Origin of the sequence: [Ruminococcus] lactaris ATCC 29176, from assembly GCF_025152405.1 — a bacterium.
Taxonomy (GTDB): Bacteria; Bacillota; Clostridia; order Lachnospirales; family Lachnospiraceae; genus Mediterraneibacter; species Mediterraneibacter lactaris.
Genome location: NZ_CP102292.1, coordinates 2,038,869 through 2,057,182, shown reverse-complemented (window position 1 = coordinate 2,057,182; position 18,314 = coordinate 2,038,869). Strand labels below are relative to the sequence as shown.

Annotated in this window: 13 protein-coding genes; 12 read left to right on the top strand and 1 reads right to left on the bottom strand. The window is 43.7% G+C overall.

The window, feature by feature from the left end; all coding sequences use genetic code 11:
* Positions 1 to 75 precede the first annotated feature (75 nt).
* The 4 genes from nifJ (at position 76) to smpB (ending at position 6,944) form a co-directional block, all read left to right on the top strand.
* On the top strand, positions 76 to 3,642 hold the full coding sequence (gene nifJ, locus NQ541_RS09645; protein ID WP_005611208.1) for a pyruvate:ferredoxin (flavodoxin) oxidoreductase: 3,567 nt from the start codon (positions 76 to 78) through the stop codon (positions 3,640 to 3,642).
* A gap of 219 nt (positions 3,643 to 3,861) precedes the next feature.
* Positions 3,862 to 4,104: a preprotein translocase subunit SecG gene (gene secG / locus NQ541_RS09640; protein ID WP_005611215.1), complete on the top strand. Its 243-nt coding sequence runs from the start codon at positions 3,862 to 3,864 to the stop codon at positions 4,102 to 4,104.
* A 224-nt stretch (positions 4,105 to 4,328) separates the two neighbouring features.
* Complete coding sequence (gene rnr / locus NQ541_RS09635) at positions 4,329 to 6,440, top strand: ribonuclease R (protein ID WP_044940726.1); 2,112 nt, start codon at positions 4,329 to 4,331, stop codon at positions 6,438 to 6,440.
* 39 nt (positions 6,441 to 6,479) lie between these two features.
* Complete coding sequence (gene smpB / locus NQ541_RS09630; protein WP_005611220.1) at positions 6,480 to 6,944, top strand: SsrA-binding protein SmpB; 465 nt, start codon at positions 6,480 to 6,482, stop codon at positions 6,942 to 6,944.
* Positions 6,945 to 7,003: 59 nt separating this feature from the next.
* Here the strand turns inward: smpB and NQ541_RS09625 are convergent, their stop codons facing one another.
* Positions 7,004 to 7,594 carry an HAD family hydrolase gene (locus NQ541_RS09625; protein WP_044940713.1) on the bottom strand — a complete coding sequence of 197 codons (591 nt, stop codon included), beginning with the start codon at positions 7,592 to 7,594 and terminating at the stop codon, positions 7,004 to 7,006.
* 177 nt (positions 7,595 to 7,771) lie between these two features.
* On the opposite strand from NQ541_RS09625, the gene NQ541_RS09620 reads away from it, so the two are divergent.
* The 8 genes from NQ541_RS09620 to NQ541_RS09585 all read left to right on the top strand — a co-directional run bounded on the left by NQ541_RS09620 (position 7,772) and on the right by NQ541_RS09585 (position 18,203).
* Positions 7,772 to 8,797 carry a methionine ABC transporter ATP-binding protein gene (locus NQ541_RS09620; protein WP_005611224.1) on the top strand — a complete coding sequence of 342 codons (1,026 nt, stop codon included), beginning with the start codon at positions 7,772 to 7,774 and terminating at the stop codon, positions 8,795 to 8,797.
* Positions 8,797 to 9,465 carry a methionine ABC transporter permease gene (locus NQ541_RS09615; protein WP_005611225.1) on the top strand — a complete coding sequence of 223 codons (669 nt, stop codon included), beginning with the start codon at positions 8,797 to 8,799 and terminating at the stop codon, positions 9,463 to 9,465. The genes NQ541_RS09620 and NQ541_RS09615 overlap by 1 nt, the downstream gene beginning before the upstream one ends.
* 125 nt (positions 9,466 to 9,590) lie before the next feature.
* On the top strand, positions 9,591 to 10,424 hold the full coding sequence (locus tag NQ541_RS09610) for a MetQ/NlpA family ABC transporter substrate-binding protein (protein ID WP_005611227.1): 834 nt from the start codon (positions 9,591 to 9,593) through the stop codon (positions 10,422 to 10,424).
* 59 nt (positions 10,425 to 10,483) lie between these two features.
* Entirely contained in the window at positions 10,484 to 11,800 is a 1,317-nt protein-coding gene (locus tag NQ541_RS09605; RefSeq protein ID WP_005611229.1) for an amidohydrolase, read from the top strand.
* A gap of 169 nt (positions 11,801 to 11,969) precedes the next feature.
* Positions 11,970 to 12,899: a hypothetical protein gene (locus NQ541_RS09600; protein WP_005611230.1), complete on the top strand. Its 930-nt coding sequence runs from the start codon at positions 11,970 to 11,972 to the stop codon at positions 12,897 to 12,899.
* Between the two features lie 148 nt (positions 12,900 to 13,047).
* Positions 13,048 to 14,997: a GLUG motif-containing protein gene (locus tag NQ541_RS09595; RefSeq protein WP_005611231.1), complete on the top strand. Its 1,950-nt coding sequence runs from the start codon at positions 13,048 to 13,050 to the stop codon at positions 14,995 to 14,997.
* A gap of 135 nt (positions 14,998 to 15,132) precedes the next feature.
* The gene (locus NQ541_RS09590) at positions 15,133 to 15,771 is read left to right on the top strand and encodes a sugar O-acetyltransferase (RefSeq protein WP_005611233.1); all 639 of its coding nucleotides are present in this window, start codon (positions 15,133 to 15,135) and stop codon (positions 15,769 to 15,771) included.
* A 110-nt stretch (positions 15,772 to 15,881) separates the two neighbouring features.
* Complete coding sequence (locus tag NQ541_RS09585; RefSeq protein ID WP_005611234.1) at positions 15,882 to 18,203, top strand: glycoside hydrolase family 95 protein; 2,322 nt, start codon at positions 15,882 to 15,884, stop codon at positions 18,201 to 18,203.
* Positions 18,204 to 18,314: the final 111 nt, after the last annotated feature.

Here is an 18,314-nt window from a genome sequence, read left to right as displayed (position 1 = left end):
TTATTTTTGGCGATATAATGTGGATACATATGAAAAAATTATACTTTTAGTGTAAATTTCAAGGAGGAACAAAAAATGGCAAGAAAAATGAAGACCATGGATGGTAATCAGGCAGCAGCTCACGTATCTTATGCGTATACAGAAGTTGCAGCAATTTATCCGATTACGCCATCATCCGTTATGCCGGAGCATGTCGATGAGTGGGCAACAGAAGGCAGAGAGAACATTTTTGGACAGACTGTACAGGTAACAGAGATGCAGTCCGAGGCAGGTGCAGCAGGAGCTGTGCATGGTTCTCTTGCAGCAGGCGCACTTACCACTACTTTCACAGCATCACAGGGACTCCTGCTCATGATTCCTAACTTATATAAAGTAGCAGGCGAGCAGCTTCCGGGAGTGTTCAACGTATCTGCACGTGCACTGGCAAGTCACGCACTGTCAATTTTCGGAGATCATTCAGATGTTTACGCCTGTCGTCAGACTGGAGCAGCTATGCTCTGCGAGTCCAGTGTCCAGGAAGTTATGGACCTGACACCGGTTGCTCATTGTGCAGCACTTGAGGGCAAGCTTCCATTCATCAATTTCTTCGATGGATTCAGAACATCCCATGAGATCCAGAAGATCGAGACATGGGATTACGAAGATCTGAAAGATATGGTAAGCATGGATGCAATCGATGAGTTCCGTGCACATGCACTGAACCCGAACCACCCATGCCAGAGAGGTTCTGCACAGAACCCGGATATCTTCTTCCAGGCAAGAGAAGCTTGTAATCCTTACTATGATGCACTTCCGGCAATCGTTCAGAAGTACATGGATAAAGTAAATGCAAAGATCGGAACAGATTACAAGTTATTTAACTATTATGGAGCAGCAGATGCCGAGCATGTGATCATAGCAATGGGATCTGTCTGTGATACGATCGAGGAGACAATCGATTACCTGACAGCAGCAGGCGAGAAAGTCGGAGTTGTCAAGGTCCGTCTTTACAGACCATTCAGTGCTGAGGCTCTGATTGATGCGATCCCGGATACAGTTAAGAGAATTTCTGTACTTGACAGAACAAAAGAGCCTGGATCACTTGGCGAGCCACTGTACTTGGATGTTGTTGCAGCATTGAAAGGATCTAAGTTCGATGCAGTTCCGGTTTATACAGGACGTTATGGACTTGGTTCCAAGGATACAACACCGGCACAGATCGTTGCTGTATATCACAATGATGCAAAAGCTAAATTTACGATCGGTATCAATGATGATGTAACGCATCTGTCACTGGAAGCCAATGAACCACTGGTCACAACACCGGAAGGAACGATCAACTGTAAATTCTGGGGACTTGGAGCTGACGGAACAGTAGGTGCGAACAAGAACTCAATCAAGATCATCGGTGATAATACAGATATGTATGCACAGGCTTACTTTGATTATGACTCAAAGAAATCCGGTGGTGTTACAATGTCTCACCTCCGCTTTGGTAAGAAGCCGATCAAGTCTACATACCTGATCCATCAGGCAAACTTTGTAGCATGTCATAACCCGTCCTATGTTGACAAGTACAACATGGTACAGGAGCTGGTTGACGGAGGAACATTCCTTCTGAACTGTCCATGGGATGCACAGGGACTGGAAGAGCATTTACCGGGACAGGTAAAAGCCTATATTGCACAGCACCATATCAAATTCTATACGATCGACGGTATCAAGATTGGTAAAGAGATCGGACTTGGCGGACGTATCAATACAGTTCTTCAGTCTGCATTCTTCAAGCTGGCCTCCATCATTCCGGAGGAGCAGGCGATCGATCTTATGAAAGCAGCAGCAAAGGCTACTTACGGAAGAAAAGGTGATAAGATCGTACAGATGAACTATGATGCGATCGATGCAGGAGCAAAGCAGGTTGTAGAAGTAGAAGTTCCGGAGAGCTGGAAAGATGCTGCTGATGAAGGACTTGCTACACCGCATATCGAAGAAGGCGGAAGAGCCGATGCAGTTGCATTTGCAAAGAATATTCAGGCAAAAGTAAATTCTCAGGAAGGAAATACCCTGCCGGTATCTGCATTTAATGATTATGTAGACGGTTCTACACCATCCGGTACATCTGCATATGAGAAGCGTGGTATCGCAGTTGATATCCCTGTATGGGATCCGAGCAAATGTATCCAGTGTAACCGCTGTGCATATGTCTGCCCTCATGCAGTGATCCGTCCGGTAGCACTGACAGAGGAAGAAGCAGCTCAGGCACCAGAAGGAATCAAGACACTTGGTATGATTGGAATGCCGGATATGAAGTTTACAATGACAGTATCCGCTTATGACTGTACAGGATGCGGATCCTGTGTAAATGTCTGCCCGGGCAAGAAGAATAAAGAGACCGGAGAAGTTGAGAAAGCTCTGACAATGGCAAGCATGGAAGAAAATGCAGGCGAGCAGAAGTACTTTGATTTCGGTACAGAGATTCCTGTAAAACCGGAAGTTGTTGCCAAGTTTAAAGAGACGACAGTGAAAGGAAGCCAGTTCAAGCAGCCACTCCTTGAGTTCTCAGGAGCATGTGCAGGATGTGGAGAGACTCCATATGCGAAGCTGGTAACGCAGTTGTTCGGAGACAGAATGTACATTGCAAATGCAACAGGATGTTCTTCTATCTGGGGTAACTCCTCACCGTCCACACCATATACGGTAACACCGGAAGGAAAGGGACCTGCATGGAGTAACTCTCTGTTCGAGGACAATGCTGAGTTTGGATACGGTATGTTACTTGCCCAGAATACAATCAGAGACAGACTGAAAGCAAAGGTTGAGAAGATCGCAGAGAAGACAGAGGATGAGGCAGTGAAGGCTGCAGCAGATGAATATCTTGAGACATATACAGTAGGAGCTACAAACGGAACAGCTACAGACAAGCTGGTTGCTGCTCTGGAAGCATGTGACTGTGACTGCGAGGATAAGGCAGATGTTCTGAAGAACAAAGATTTCCTGGCTAAGAAGTCCCAGTGGATCTTCGGAGGAGACGGATGGGCTTACGATATCGGATACGGCGGTGTTGACCATGTGCTTGCAAGCAAGAAGGATATCAATATCATGGTATTTGATACAGAGGTTTATTCTAATACAGGTGGACAGTCCTCCAAGGCTACAAAGACCGGTGCTACAGCACAGTTCGCAGCAGGTGGAAAAGAGACAAAGAAGAAAGACCTTGCAGGAATGGCTATGACATACGGATATGTCTATGTAGCTCAGATCGCAATGGGTGCTGACTTCAACCAGACCGTTAAAGCAATCGCTGAGGCTGAGGCTTATCCGGGACCATCCCTGATCATTGCTTATGCACCATGTATCAACCATGGTATCAAGAAAGGTATGAGCAAGGCTCAGACAGAGGAGCAGCTTGCAGTAGAGTGCGGATACTGGAATAACTTCCGTTTCAATCCGGCAGCAGAGGGCAATAAGTTCTCACTTGACAGCAAGGCACCGAAGTCAGAAGGATATCAGGACTTCCTGAATGGTGAGGTTCGTTACAATGCACTCAAGAGAGCAAATCCGGCGAAGGCTGACAGACTCTTTGCACTGAATGAGCAGGAAGCCATGGAAAGATATGATTACCTGAAGAAGCTGGTAGATGTATACGCATCAGAAAAAGAGTAATTGGATTTTTGGACTTTAATCTGACGGGTTGACCGGTCAGGAGAATGGCAGACGGTAATGCAGATACAACTGTAAAGCTGTCTGCCATTTTTGATGCAAAAGTATGTCAGAGAAACTGCAGACATCATGTACTTTCATAAGTACAATTTTATAGATTGCTCTTGCAAATGAGGCAAGCCTGTGGTACAATATGTATTGTTTATCCGTGGGAGGTGTGAAATGGACATTTTAAAGATTGTATTATACATTGTCTTTGTTATAGACTGTATCGCATTATCAGCGATCATTCTTTTACAGGAAGGTAAGTCTGCAGGTCTTGGAACGATCGGTGGTGTAGCAGATTCATATTGGGGACAGAACAAGGGACGTTCTATGGAAGGTGCACTTGTTAAGTCTACAAAGTTTCTTGCGATCCTGTTCCTCGTACTTTCAGTAGTACTGAACCTGAAGGTTTTTAATTAATGACATAAGATGATTCCAGATAAGGCATTCTATACGGTGAGTTATAGAATGCCTTATCTTTTTCTGCCCGGTATTCCGAATGAGAAGTGGAAAGAACTGCCGGAGTTACAATAGGCAGAGCGAGAGCGGGAAATCAGAAATTGAAGAGAAGGAACGCAGGGAAAGAATGCAGGAGTAAAAGCAAAGAGAAGGAACAGAAAAGAAAGAGCAGAGAAAGGAAAGATATGGATCAGACATTTGAAAAGCGTAAAAAGGTCATTTATGATTTTATCTGTGATGATTTTTATGTGCCGATGAAAATAAAAGAGATCGCCATGGTTCTTCAGATCACGAAGGAGCAGAGGAAAGAGCTGCAGGAAGTGCTGGACAGTCTGGTAGAGGAAGGCAAAATTTCTCTTTCCAAGCGTGGAAAGTACAGCAAGGGTCAGGCGAAAAGAATCATGGGAACATTCCAAGCGAACATCCGTGGATTTGGATTTGTTATGGTAGAAGGACAGGAAGAAGATATCTTTATTCCTGCGGAAAATGTAAATGGTGCATTCCAGGGGGATGAAGTGGAGTGTATTATTACAGGTAGTCCAAGCGGCAGACGGCAGGAGGGAAAGATTGTCGGAATTATTTCTCATCAGGTGACTAAAGTGGTCGGATTGTATGAGAAGAGCAAAAGTTTTGGATTTGTGCGTCCGGATAATCAGAGATTCCTGAAAGATATTTATATCCCTGCAGGAAAAGAACTCCATGCAATGACCGGACATAAGGTAGTTGTGGAACTGACATCCTATGGCGGGGAGCATATGAAACCGGAAGGAAAGATCATTGAGATCCTGGGTCATGTGAATGATCCCGGTACAGATATTCTTTCCATCGTGAAAGATTTTGATATCCCTACAGAATTTCCTGAAAAAGTGCTGAATCAGGCTGTTCGTGTGGGAAAAGAAGTATCAGAGGCTGATATGGCAGGAAGAATGGATCTGCGGGACTGGCAGATGGTCACGATCGACGGGGAAGATGCAAAAGATCTGGATGATGCGGTTTCTGTTGTGATGGACGGAGAAAATTACAGGCTGGGAGTTCATATTGCTGATGTGACAAATTATGTGCAGGAGAGAAGTGCATTGGACTGGGAGGCACTGAAACGTGGAACAAGCGTTTATCTTGCTGACCGGGTGATCCCGATGCTGCCACAGACTTTGTCAAATGGAATCTGCTCTCTGAATGCAGGAGAGAACCGGCTTACCCTGTCCTGTATCATGACGGTGACACCGGAGGGCGAAGTTGTGGATCATCAGATTGCTGAAACGGTAATCTGCGTAGATAAAAGAATGAGTTATAACGGAGTGGCAAAGGTTCTTGCAGGGGATGCCGAGGCACTGGAAGCGGATCGGGAGTTTGTCCCGATGATCCTGCGGATGAAAGAATTGTCTGATATTATCAGGGAAAGGCGTGCAAAGAGAGGTTCGATCGACTTTGATTTTCCTGAGACAAAAATCATTCTGGATGAAAAGGGACGTCCTGTTGAGATCAAGCCTTATGACCGGAATGATGCAACAAAGATCATAGAAGATTTTATGCTTCTTGCAAATGAGACAGTTGCAGAGGAATATTTCTGGAGAGAGATTCCATTTCTCTACAGAACGCATGATGTGCCTGACGAAGAAAAAATCCGTAAGTTAGGTACATTTATCAATAATTTCGGTTATAACCTGCATGTAAGAAATGAAGTCAGACCGAAAGAAATCCAAAAGCTTCTGTGCAAAGTTGAGGGAACCCCGGAAGAACCACTGATCAGCCGGCTTGCCCTGCGGTCAATGAAGCAGGCAAAATATACAACAGAAAATACAGGGCATTTTGGACTGGCAGCGAAATATTATACGCATTTCACTTCTCCGATCCGCCGATATCCTGATCTTCAGATCCATCGGATCATCAAGGAAAATCTGCGGGGAAGGCTGACCGGGGAACGGATGGAGCATTACAGAAAGATTCTGACCGAAGTTGCATCTCAGTGCAGTCAGCGGGAGCGGACAGCGGAAGAGTCCGAGCGTGAAGTGGTCAAATTGAAAAAAGCAGAGTATATGCAGGCTCATATTGGCGGAGAGTATGAGGGCGTGATCTCCGGTGTGACAAAATGGGGAGTTTATGTAGAACTTCCGAATACGATCGAAGGTCTGATCCATGTTGCAGATATGAGGGATGACCATTATAATTTTATAGAAGAAACTTATGAGATGGTTGGCGAGCATACAGGAAAGACCTGGAAATTAGGACAGAAAGTACAGATCCGGGTGACAGATGCTGACCGGTTGCAGAGGACAGTTAATTTTGAGTTTGTCTGACTGGCAGATGATTGAACAGAGAGAGGATGTAATACGAAGATGGCAAAGACAGAAAAAAAGCTGATCGCAAATAATAAAAAGGCATACCATGATTATTTTATCCTTGAAAAATATGAAGTGGGGCTGGTACTTCACGGAACGGAAGTTAAGTCTCTGCGTATGGGAAAGTGCAGTATTAAAGAGTCATTTATCCGGGTGGAAGATGGCGAGATGTATATTTACGGCATGCATATTTCTCCATATGAAAAGGGAAATATTTTCAATAAGGATCCGCTGCGTGTGAGAAAGCTACTTCTCCATAAAAAGGAAATTTTAAAGATTTCCGGCAAAATGAAAGAGCAGGGAATTACGGTAGTGCCGTTGCAGGTCTATTTCAGCGGAAGTCTTGTGAAAATGGAGATCGGGCTTGCAAAAGGTAAGAAGCTGTATGACAAGCGTGATGATATCGCAAAGAAAGATCAGAAGCGGGAAGCCCAGCGGGAGTTCAAAGTGAGAAATCTGTAGGGCAGAGCAGGGGGGGCAGGCTTTATAGCTGCCTGCACCCTGGCATCACGACATTTTTATCAGAAATCAATGGCATCTTTTACTGCCTGGATATCACCGGTAAAGATGATTCCGTCCATACCGGCATCTTTCGCTCCCTGGATATTTTTTTCAAGATCGTCAATAAAGAAGCATTCAGAAGGATTCAGATCAAATTTGCGGAAGAAATATTCGTAAATTTCCTGATCCGGTTTTGCCATGTGGATCGGAGCAGAGAACAGGATCCCGTCAAAAGGCTTCAGGATCTCGTGATCCTTCATATAATCTGCAAAGTAAGTCGGTGCATTGGAAAGGAGATAGACCGGGATTCCCCGCTCTTTCAATTCCCGGACAAATGCAAGCGTCTGTGGCAGTGGCTTTGCACAGCCAGGCCATTCACGGAAGAAAAGATCCACGGGATCATAAAGCCTTTCGGGAATCGTACGCAAAATTTCATTTCGATACTCCTGATAATCGATCGCACCGCTGTCCAGTTCAGCCCAGTGTGCATAGATCAGATCGCAGAGATAATCGACATCAGTCGCATCAGTAACAAAAGAACGAATGATCTCTCTGCCGTTAAAAGTTCCAATCACATTTCCAAAGTCAAATACGATATTCTTATATTTCATAGTAAAGCTCCTTTCAGAGAATATTCTCATTTATCATAACAGTGTACAATAAATCGAATAAATTTGCAAAAAATATAGTAAAATCTACGAAACCATATAATACCTATTGACATAGTAGGTTAATGGGGTGTATCATACGCCTATCGAATCTGAACAGGATAAATTGGAGTGAACGATATGATTAAAGTAGAGCATACAAATAAGACCTTTTCAGGAAAATACGGAGAGGTACATGCCTTACAGGATGTAAGCATTCATGTGGAAAAAGGCGATATTTATGGAATTATCGGATTTTCAGGAGCAGGAAAATCAACGCTTCTGCGACTGGTGAACGGACTGGAAACCCCGGACAGTGGAACAGTCATGGTACATGACCAGGATCTTGGAAGTCTGAAAAAGGCAGAGCTGAGAAAATTAAGAAGAAAGATCGGAATGGTATTCCAGCAGTTTAATCTTCTGGATTCCAAAACCGTTTTTCATAATATAGCACTTCCGCTCATCCTTGAAAAAGCACCGAAGGATGTGATTGAGGAGAAAGTAAATGAAGTACTGAGATTCGTAGAACTTGAAGATAAAAAAGATACTTATGTAAGCCAGTTATCGGGCGGACAGAAGCAGAGAGTCGGAATTGCAAGAGCGTTGACTACGACGCCAGACATTCTGCTCTGTGATGAAGCAACCAGTGCACTTGATCCACAGACAACCGAGTCGATTCTGAAGCTGTTAAAAAAGATCAATAAAGAAATGGGAGTCACGATTCTTCTGATCACGCATCAGATGCAGGTTGTGCAGATGATCTGTAATAAAGTGGCAGTCATGGAAAATGGAAAAGTTGTAGAGTCAGGCAGTGTGCTGGATGTATTTGGAAAGCCACAGGCACTGGTCACAAAGCGGTTTGTGCAGACGGTCATCAATGATCAGATTCCGGAGAGCATTGTCAGTCTTGTAAAAGAGCAGAAAGAACATTTCCAGGTAGAGCGTCTGAAATTTATCGGCAGCAGTGTAAAAAGGCCGGTTATCTCGGATATTTGTCAGGTAGAAGGAATTGTCGTCAATATTTTGGGAGCAACAGTACAGGAATTACAGGAGAACGTAATGTGCGTCTTTATTCTGCAGTTGATCGGATCGGAAGATAAGATCTGCGAGGCTGAAAAGCAGATTGATGCAAATGGCGTAATCCGGGAAAGAGTGGAGGTAATCTGATGGAACAGCAGTTTTTTGGAGTATCGCTGGAGAAGCTTTTAACCAGCGGAGGACAGACCCTGTATATGGTCGCTTTGGCACTGATCATCGGAACTGTGATCGGAATCGTGCTGGCACTGATCCTGGTGCTTTGTAAAAAAGGCGGTCTTGCAGAGAATCTGATCCTTTATAATATTGTGAGTATCTACATTAATATCGTACGAAGTATTCCGTTTGTTATTCTGCTTGTGGCAATCATGCCGATTACCCGTGCAATCGTCGGAACAACGATCGGAAGTACGGCAGCACTTGTACCACTGGTCGTTTATATCAGTCCTTATCTGGCACGACTGATGGAGAACAGTCTCCTGGAGGTCAATCCGGGAATCCTGGAAGCTGCTGAGGCAATGGGAGCATCGACCTGGCAGGTAATCCGCTATTTCCTTCTTCCTGAGACATTAGGATCAATCGTCCTTGCACTGACAACCGGAACGATCGGACTGCTTGGTGCATCTGCGATGGCAGGTTATGTTGGAGGAGGAGGTGTCGGAGACCTGGCACTGACATATGGTTATCAGAGAATGAACACCCCACTGATGATCTTTACCGTTGTCGTATTAGTAATCTTTGTGCAGATCCTGCAGCTTGCCGGAAATGCAGTTTCAAGAAAATTAAGACAGCACCGCTAAAGTAAAACTGACAAAGAAAGAGAAAGATTGAAAATAAAGCGAGATTAAAATTAACATAAAAATCGAAAATAAAGCGAGATCGAAAATAAACATAAAGATCAAAAAATGAAAAGGAGTAAGAAATTATGAAAAAGGTATTAGCAGGCATTTTAGTAGCAACAACAGTCCTTGGACTTGTAGGCTGCGGAAATTCAGGCACAAAGGATTCCTCCAAAGACAATGCAGACAAAAAAGAGATTGTTTATGGAAAATCCCAGGGACCATATACAGAGCTTTTTGAAGATGCGATCGTTCCGATCCTGGAAGAAAAAGGCTATACAGTGAAAGGTGTGGATCTGTCAGATCTTCAGACAGCAGATATCGCCCTGAATGATGGAGAAGTAGATGTCAACGTAGAGCAGCATACAGCTTATATGGATAATTTCAATAAGAGCTATGACGGTGATCTTGTAGCAATCAGCCCGATCCCGACTGTACCGGCTGGTGTATATTCAGATAAATATGATTCCCTGGATGATATTAAAGATGGTGCGAAAGTAGCAGTTCCAAATGATGCGTCTAATACAGCACGCTGCTATCTGATGCTTCAGAAGATTGGCTGGATCAAGATTGATGAGAATGCAGATCCGTCCACAGTTACGCAGGAAGATATTGTAGAAAATCCTTACAACATCCAGTTTACAGAGATGAACAGTATGACGATTCCGGCAACGATGGCTGATTTTGATTATGTAGCAATCACAGGAAGTGTTGTATACAATGCAGGGATTGATGCTTCTACAGCACTGGCAAATGAAGACATTCAGGATTACCTGGTTCTTCAGGTCGTTGTAAAAGAAGAGAACAAAGATGCTGACTGGGCAAAAGCAATCGTGGATGCATATCACTCAGACGAATTTAAAAAGTACATGGAAGAAAATAATGACGGATTATGGTGGATTCCTGAGGAACTTCAGTAAGTAAAGGAATTACCGTAAGGGAATCTGAGTAAGCAGAGAACGGAGAGGAGTGGCATACAGTGGATCAGACAGAAGCACTTATTATAGAAACGATCGACCGGCACAGAGAAGAAATCCTTGAATTTGCACGGGATATTTATTCCCATGCAGAGCTTGGATATAAAGAATTTCAGACTTCCGGGAAGTTTGTGAAAAAAATGGAACAACTGGGACTGCGGACTGAAAAGGGATTTGCGATCACAGGAGTAAAGGCGTATCTGAATGAGGATAAAAAAGAAAATGCAAGTCTTGCACTGCTGGGAGAACTGGATGCACTCCGTATCCCGGAGCATGCCTTTGCAAATCCTGAGACCAATGCGGCACATTGCTGTGGACATCATGCACAGATGGCAGGCGTGTTCGGGGCTGCACTTGCACTGACGGTTCCTGAGATCGCTGAGAAACTGGATGGACAGGTTGTCTTCTTTGCCACACCGGCAGAAGAGTATGGAGAGATTGAATTTAAAAACCAGCTCCGGGAGCAGGGAAAGATCCGTTACGGTGGTGGAAAATGTGAACTGTTGAGAATCGGTGCATTTGATGATATTGATCTTTGCCTGACACATCATATCCGTCCGGGAAATGAGATCCTCGTGGGAAGCGGGACAGGAAACGGATTCGTTTCCAAAGTAATCCGGGTACTTGGAAAGGCATCGCATGCCGCCGGGGCACCGGAAAAAGGAGTGAATGCACTTTCAGCAGCATCCCTTGGACTTCAGGCTTTGGGACTGAACCGGGAAACTTTCCGGGATGAAGATTGCGTGCGGGTGCATCCGATCATTACAAAAGGCGGAAACCTGGTCAATGTGATTCCGGATGAAGTTGTCGTGGAGACGCTGGTTCGAGGAAAGACGATCGAAGCATTTACAGATGCAGCCAAAAAGACAGACCGTTCCTTTAAGGCAGGAGCGATTGCAATGGGAGCAAAGGTTGAGATCAGTACTTTACCGGGTTATCTTCCGACGCTGGCAGAAGAGGCACTTCCGGAACTGAAGCATGCGGCAGAAATCAGTGCATCAGGTATACCGGTGATAGAAGCTTCCGGTCATGCCGGAGGATCAACCGATGTAGGAGATGTGCAGCATCTGATGCCGGTTTACACCTTCAATACCGGAGGCGTAAAAGGCGGACTGCATCAGATTGATTTTGAGGTGACAGATGAAGAAGAGGCATATATCGTGACTGCGAAAATGTTTGCACTGGCAGCGTATGGTCTTCTGAAAGAAAAAGCACAGCGTAGCAGAGAACTGGTGGATCAGTATGAGCCGGTCTTCAAAAATTCAGCAGAGTATGTAGAATTTATGGAACAGTTCGATTCAAAAGAAATATTTGAATGATGCGATAAACGAATTTGATAAAGTGAATGGAAGAAAAGAATCTCTTTTACCGGATGAGAGACCGGTGGAAGGGATTCTTTTTTGATTGAAAATGCGGAAATTACAAAATATAATAACAAGGAGAAAGATTGTCTTATCATCTTAGATAAGAAGAAAAGAAGAGAAGCTTATGTGTGATAAAAAATTAAATGAAAAAATGAAATTTCCCACTGCGATTTACCATCTTCCGGGGTTATTTGAATTTTACGAATTGTATCGTGTGTTTCTGCCACTATTCCGTGAGCATAGAGAATATTTTTATGACTGGTGCGAGATCGGCTCAATCTACGGTGCATCAGCCGACTGCCTGTGGGGTGGTGGACGTATCGGGGAAGGAGATTATGATCCACGGGAAGTTCTGGCACTCTTGAAGGAATATGGTATTTCTGCCCGTCTGACTTTCAGCAATTCCCTGCTTCGGAAAGAACATCTTTCAGATGGGAAATGCAACAGCCTTTGTGCTATGTTCGCAGAGAGTGATGCAGTTCAAAATGGAGTGATCGTCCATTCTGATTTATTACTGAATTATCTGAAACGGACTTATCCGAATCTGTATTTTGTTTCTTCTACTACGAAAGTATTGACCGATTTTCAGCAGTTTGTGGAAGAAGTCAACAGGGAAGAGTTCCGTTATGTTGTACCGGATTTTCGTCTGAACAAATCTTTGCGTCAGTTAGATACGCTGACAGAATCACAGAAAGTCAAAGTAGAATTTTTATGCAATGAATGTTGCTGGTCGGGATGTAAAGAACGAAAGCGATGTTATGAAGTGGTCAGCCGGCAGAATCTTGGGGAGGAATGTCCGGATCACCGATGTGCCGCACCAGATGGGGCGGAAGGATATCAATTTTCCAAAGCGATGAAAAATCCGGGATTTATAGGAATCCAGAATATAAAAAATACCTATCTGCCAATGGAATTTACTAACTTTAAAATTGAAGGAAGAGGACTTGGCAGTGCATTGATCCTTGAATTTCTGCTTTATTATATGACGAAACCCGAGTATCAGATCCACGTCAGGGAAAAGGTTTATCTGGACAATATGCTGGATCTCTTTTAAGGAGAAAATTGCTGACCTGATGCAAATGTATTTCAAAAGTTCTTGAAAAAAGTCAGTTTTTCGTGTATAACATGGTATGTATAGTTACATATGCTATGCAAATTACTCATAGTGAAAGAAAATAAAAAGAACAGGAGATGAATTGTTAATGAAGACAAAGAAGAAATTCTTAACGATTCTGCTGACGGTATGCCTTGTCATGGCAATGATTCCAATGACAGTGTTGGCAGCAGATGAAGTGCAGGATTCAGATACCTGGGATGGCAGTGTTGCTACTGCATTTGCAGGTGGAACCGGTGCGGCGGAAGATCCATATCAGATTTCCAGTGGGGCAGAACTGGCATATCTTGCAAGTGCGGTAAATAGCGGAGAGAGTTATGAGGATAAATATTTTGTCCTGACGAAAGATATCGATCTGAACGGATTATCCTGGACACCAATCGCAAATTCTTTTTCCGATGCTTTGTTCGGAGGTTCAGATTATTCTATGTTTTCCGGAAATTTTGATGGAAAAGGACATATGATTTCCAATCTGACTATCGGAACAGCAAGTACACCGGCAGAAGGAGATGTATTTGGATTATTTGGTGCAGCAGATGGGAAGATCAGTAACGTGAATCTGAATCACGTTTCTATAAACGGTGTGGCAAAAAAAGTTTCCGGTTATGCAATCGGACTGGCTGGAGGACTTGCAGGTTCTGAAAGTGGAGGAATTGAAAACTGTCATGTGACGGAACTTTCAATAAATATGACTACACCGGAGAATGGCAATGCGGCTGCCTATTGGATTGGAGGACTTGTGGGTGCTTTTGACGGAACGCAGGGAATTAAAGAATGTAGTGTATCCGGTAATATTAATGAAGCATCAGGTAAAGGTTCAATTGGTGGCCTGATTGGTGAGCTGGGAGAAGCGTCGGAAATTTCATACAGCAGAGCGGATGTTTCACTGGATGTTGAAGCAAATGCTCGTGGTGGTGCAGATGTCGGAGGCTTTATCGGCAAGGGAAATGGTAACAAAAATGAAGAAACTGTTATCAAGAATTGTTATGCCACCGGAAATGTAACGGGCGGTTCCTATATCGGAGGCTTTGCCGGAAGTCTTTGGGGGCTGAATATCAAAAATTGTTATGCTACCGGAAATGTGACACAGGCAGTTGCTTCCATGGCATCTTTTGTTGGAACAGATGCTTCAGCAGGGTATGGATATGGTTCTGTTAAAAACTGTTACTCGACGGGAAGTGTAATCGGAACTGTTGCATATCGGTATGCGTTTGCTATGCAGGATGCAACAGAGAGAAGTGAAATTACAAACTGCTATTTTGCGGACAGTAATTTGGAAGTTAAAAATGCACATGAAGCTGCGGTCGCAAAATCTTTGACTGAAATGACAACAGAAGATTTTACTGCCGTACTGAATGCGGATGATAAAAATAATGGTTGGACTTTTGTAGAAGGCAGAACACCAATTTGTGGAGCAGAACCTGCAGATTACAGTGCTGTTGATGCAGCATTGGAATCTATTCCATCAGATCTGACAGTATATACTGATGAGTCTGTTGAAGGACTGAATGTAGCGACAACAAGTGTTGTCAGAGGAAGAGTGATTGCAAGACAGTCAGAAGTAGATGAAATGGCGAAAGCGATCGAAGAAGCAATCGCAGCATTGGAATATAAAGATGCGGACTACAGTAAAGTCGAAGAGGCAATCGAAAAGGCGAATGGCCTGAACAAAGAGGACTACAAAGATTTTACAAAAGTAGAAGAAGCAATCAACGCAGTTGTCCGTGGTAAGAATATCAAAGAGCAGGCAGAAGTAGATGAGATGGCAAAAGCAATCGAAGATGCTATTGCAGCTCTTGAGAAGAAACCGGCACAGGCAGGAAGTAAGACAGATCAGAATACGAAGACAAATACAAAGACAAATACAAAGACAAATACAAAGACAAATACAAAGACAAATCCGAAAGCAGATAGTTCAGGCATTCCGAAGACTGGCGATCATGAAAATGCAGGACTGATGCTTGCAATGCTGTATCTTAGCGGAGCGGTAATAGCAGGATCAGTTGTAATTTGGAAAAAGAAAAAGTATAGAGCCTGAGAAGAAAAGTAAAAAATGAAAGGCAATAAAAGAAGTTGGGAACGTACGTTGTGACGTTTCCTTTTCTTTTGAAAAAACTGAAATATTACAGAATTTATTGCCCCCGACATCTTAAAAAGAAAGAGGAGAAAAAATATGGATCAGATAAAAAGAAGAGATGCAGGAATTGCATACATAGCGGATAAAGAAGTGATGGAGCAGCAAAAGCGTGCGAGAAAGCTGACTCAGGAATTGAATACGGTTGACCGGAGCGATTTTGAGAAAATTGAAAAAATTGTAAAAGAATTACTTGGAAAATCAGAAGGTGCTTTTATCAATCCTCCGTTCTATTGCGATTATGGATTTAATATCGAAGTCGGAAAGAATTTTTATGCAAATTATAATTGTACAATTTTAGACGTTGGGAAAGTTACGATCGGAGATAACTGTATGTTTGCTCCGAACGTGGCAATTTATACGGCAGGACATCCAATCCATCCGGATTCCCGAAATAGTATGTATGAGTATGGAATCCCGGTATCCATTGGTGATAATTGCTGGCTGGGAGGAAATACGATTGTCTGTCCCGGAGTGAAGATTGGAAATAATGTAGTGATCGGAGCAGGGAGTGTGGTGACAAAAGATATTTCCGACTGGTCTATAGCAGCAGGAAATCCATGCAGGGTGATCCGCACGATCACAGAGGAAGACCGGAAATATTATTATAAAAAGAATGAGTTTGATGAAGATGCCTGGAAGGATCTGACGGCAAGGGGATTTGGCGGCCTGGAATAATGTTTCTCAACAGGAAAATTTATAAACAGAGAGTTGTTTCTAACAAAAAGGTATGCTAATATTTCATCTATAACAATCAGGTTTGAACCAGAACAGATGGAGGGACTGACATGAAACTTTACTATGATCATCCGGCAGAAAACTGGCATGAAAGTCTTCCGCTTGGAAATGGGCGGATAGGTGCCATGGTTTATGGTGGAACGAAGAAGGAAATACTTGCATTAAATGAAGATACACTCTGGTCAGGGTATCCTGAAAAGACGCAGAAAAAACTTCCTGAAGGATATCTTGAAAAAGTAAGAGAACTGACGGAAAAAAGAGAATATCAGAAGGCGATGGAATATCTTGAAGAGTGCTTCAGCAGTTCAGAGGACGTTCAGATGTATGTTCCTTTTGGAAATGTATATATGGAAATGCTGGACGGGACAGAAGAAATTTCGGATTATCACCGGGAACTGTGCCTGGATACAGCAGAAGTGAGGATAACTTATAAAAATCAGGGAGCTTTGGTGGAAAAGTCCTGTATTGTCAGTCAGCCTGCACAGGTATTGGTTTATAAGATCCGTTCTGAAAAAGCCTTTTCACTGAAGTTGTATGTGGAAGGAGGTTATGCCAGGGAAAGCTGTTGCACGGATGGGATTCTGAAGACAAAAGGGCAGTGTCCGGGCAGAGTTCCATTTACCGTAGGCGAAGGTGGCTCGGAAAAAGCTGTTCCCGTATTCCCGGAAGAGCCGGAAAAGCAGGGAATGTGCTACGAAGGCTGGGGAAAGATCGTCACAGACGGAAAAGTAAACGAAGCAGGCAATGCAGTTATTGTGGAAAATGCAGAGGAAGTAACGCTTTATTATGGGATCCGTTCCAGCTTTGCAGGCTTTGACAGACATCCGGTTATAGAGGGCAGATGTCCGGAAGAACTTTTAAAGGCAGATTTTGATTGTACTGGGAAAAGTTATGAGGCTTTGCGAACGGAGCATCTGAAAGAGTATCAGAAGTATTATAAGAGAGTGTCCTTTTCTCTTGGAGAAAAGGATGAGTATGCAGAAAAAGACCTCCGGCAGCGTCTGACAGATTTTCAGGATCACCCGGAAGATGTAGGATTGAATGCTTTGCTGTTCCAGTATGGAAGGTATCTTCTGATCGCAGCTTCAAGACCGGGAACGCAGGCAGCCAATCTTCAGGGAATCTGGAATGCAGAGTTAGTGCCACCGTGGTTCTCAGATTATACGATCAATATCAATACCGAGATGAATTACTGGCAGACAGGTCCGTGTAATCTGGAGGAAATGGGAGAGCCGCTGGTAAGGCTCTGTGAAGAGATGGCAGCAGATGGAAAAGAGACTGCGATGCATTATTTCGGAAAAGAGGGAGTCTGCAGTTTCCATAATACGGATCTTTGGAGAAAGACGACACCTGCTGATGGAAGAGCTGAGTGGAACTTCTGGCCAATGGGTTATGCCTGGCTTTGCCGGAATCTTTATGACCAGTACTTATTCACAGAGGATCGGGCATATCTGGAGCGGATTTATCCGGTATTAAAAGAAAATGTACGTTTCTGTGTGGAAAGTGTTGTGGGGACAGCACAGGGTTATGCGATGTCACCGGCAACGTCACCGGAGAATGATTTCCTTTTCGGAGAGGAAAAGAAAGAAAAGCTCACGGTAGCACAGTATACGGAAAATGAAAACGCGATTGTAAGAAATCTTTTGAGAGATTATCTGGAGGCGGGCAGGATTTTGGGAATCCGGGATGAGCTGACCGGACAGGCAGAAAAAATCTTTGAAGAGATGGCAGCACCTGCTGTTGGAAGTAACGGACAGATCCTTGAATGGAATGAAGATTTTGAAGAAGCAGATCCACATCACCGCCATCTTTCCCAGCTCTATGAGTTGCATCCGGGAAGAGGGATTACCGAGAAAACACCGGAGCTTTATGAGGCTGCGAGAACCAGTCTTTTACGGAGAGGGGATGCCGGAACAGGCTGGAGTCTGGCATGGAAGATTCTGATGTGGGCAAGAATGAAAGACGGAGTACATACCGGAAAGCTGATGAATGAGATCCTCCATTTGGTAGAGCCAAAAGAGTCTATGAATATGGCGAACGGGGGCGGAGTTTATGCAAATCTGTTCTGTGCCCATCCGCCTTATCAGATTGATGGAAACTTCGGTTATACTGCCGGTGTGGCAGAAGCCCTGCTTCAAAGCCATGACGGAGTGATCACGATTCTCCCTGCATTGCCTGAAAAATGGACAAAAGGAGAAATAAGCGGTCTGAAAGCAAGAGGTAATATTACTGTGAGCATTCGCTGGGAAAATGGAAAAGCAGAAGCCTGGCTTTCTTCTGATACAGAGAAGAAAGTTACTGTGCGTATTGGAAAAGGCAGTGAGAAAGAAGTTTTACTGAAAGCCGGAGAACTCTGCATGATAGCAGAATAAAGCTGGAAAATCCTGGTAAATAACAGGACTGAAAAAGAAAAATAGAACGAAAATAGAAAAGAATGCACAGAGCGGTTTTGAAAAGAACTGTTCTGTGCGTATTTTTTTCTG

Excerpts from the sequence above, each read along its gene's own strand:
- nifJ (WP_005611208.1), top strand. The coding sequence starts at position 76 with ATGGCAAGAAAAATGAAGACCATGGATGGTAATCAGGCAGCAGCTCAC.
- secG (WP_005611215.1), top strand. The coding sequence starts at position 3,862 with ATGGACATTTTAAAGATTGTATTATACATTGTCTTTGTTATAGACTGT.
- rnr (WP_044940726.1), top strand. The coding sequence starts at position 4,329 with ATGGATCAGACATTTGAAAAGCGTAAAAAGGTCATTTATGATTTTATC.
- smpB (WP_005611220.1), top strand. The coding sequence starts at position 6,480 with ATGGCAAAGACAGAAAAAAAGCTGATCGCAAATAATAAAAAGGCATAC.
- NQ541_RS09625 (WP_044940713.1), bottom strand. The coding sequence starts at position 7,594 with ATGAAATATAAGAATATCGTATTTGACTTTGGAAATGTGATTGGAACT.
- NQ541_RS09620 (WP_005611224.1), top strand. The coding sequence starts at position 7,772 with ATGATTAAAGTAGAGCATACAAATAAGACCTTTTCAGGAAAATACGGA.
- NQ541_RS09615 (WP_005611225.1), top strand. The coding sequence starts at position 8,797 with ATGGAACAGCAGTTTTTTGGAGTATCGCTGGAGAAGCTTTTAACCAGC.
- NQ541_RS09610 (WP_005611227.1), top strand. The coding sequence starts at position 9,591 with ATGAAAAAGGTATTAGCAGGCATTTTAGTAGCAACAACAGTCCTTGGA.
- NQ541_RS09600 (WP_005611230.1), top strand. The coding sequence starts at position 11,970 with ATGTGTGATAAAAAATTAAATGAAAAAATGAAATTTCCCACTGCGATT.
- NQ541_RS09595 (WP_005611231.1), top strand. The coding sequence starts at position 13,048 with ATGAAGACAAAGAAGAAATTCTTAACGATTCTGCTGACGGTATGCCTT.
- NQ541_RS09590 (WP_005611233.1), top strand. The coding sequence starts at position 15,133 with ATGGATCAGATAAAAAGAAGAGATGCAGGAATTGCATACATAGCGGAT.
- NQ541_RS09585 (WP_005611234.1), top strand. The coding sequence starts at position 15,882 with ATGAAACTTTACTATGATCATCCGGCAGAAAACTGGCATGAAAGTCTT.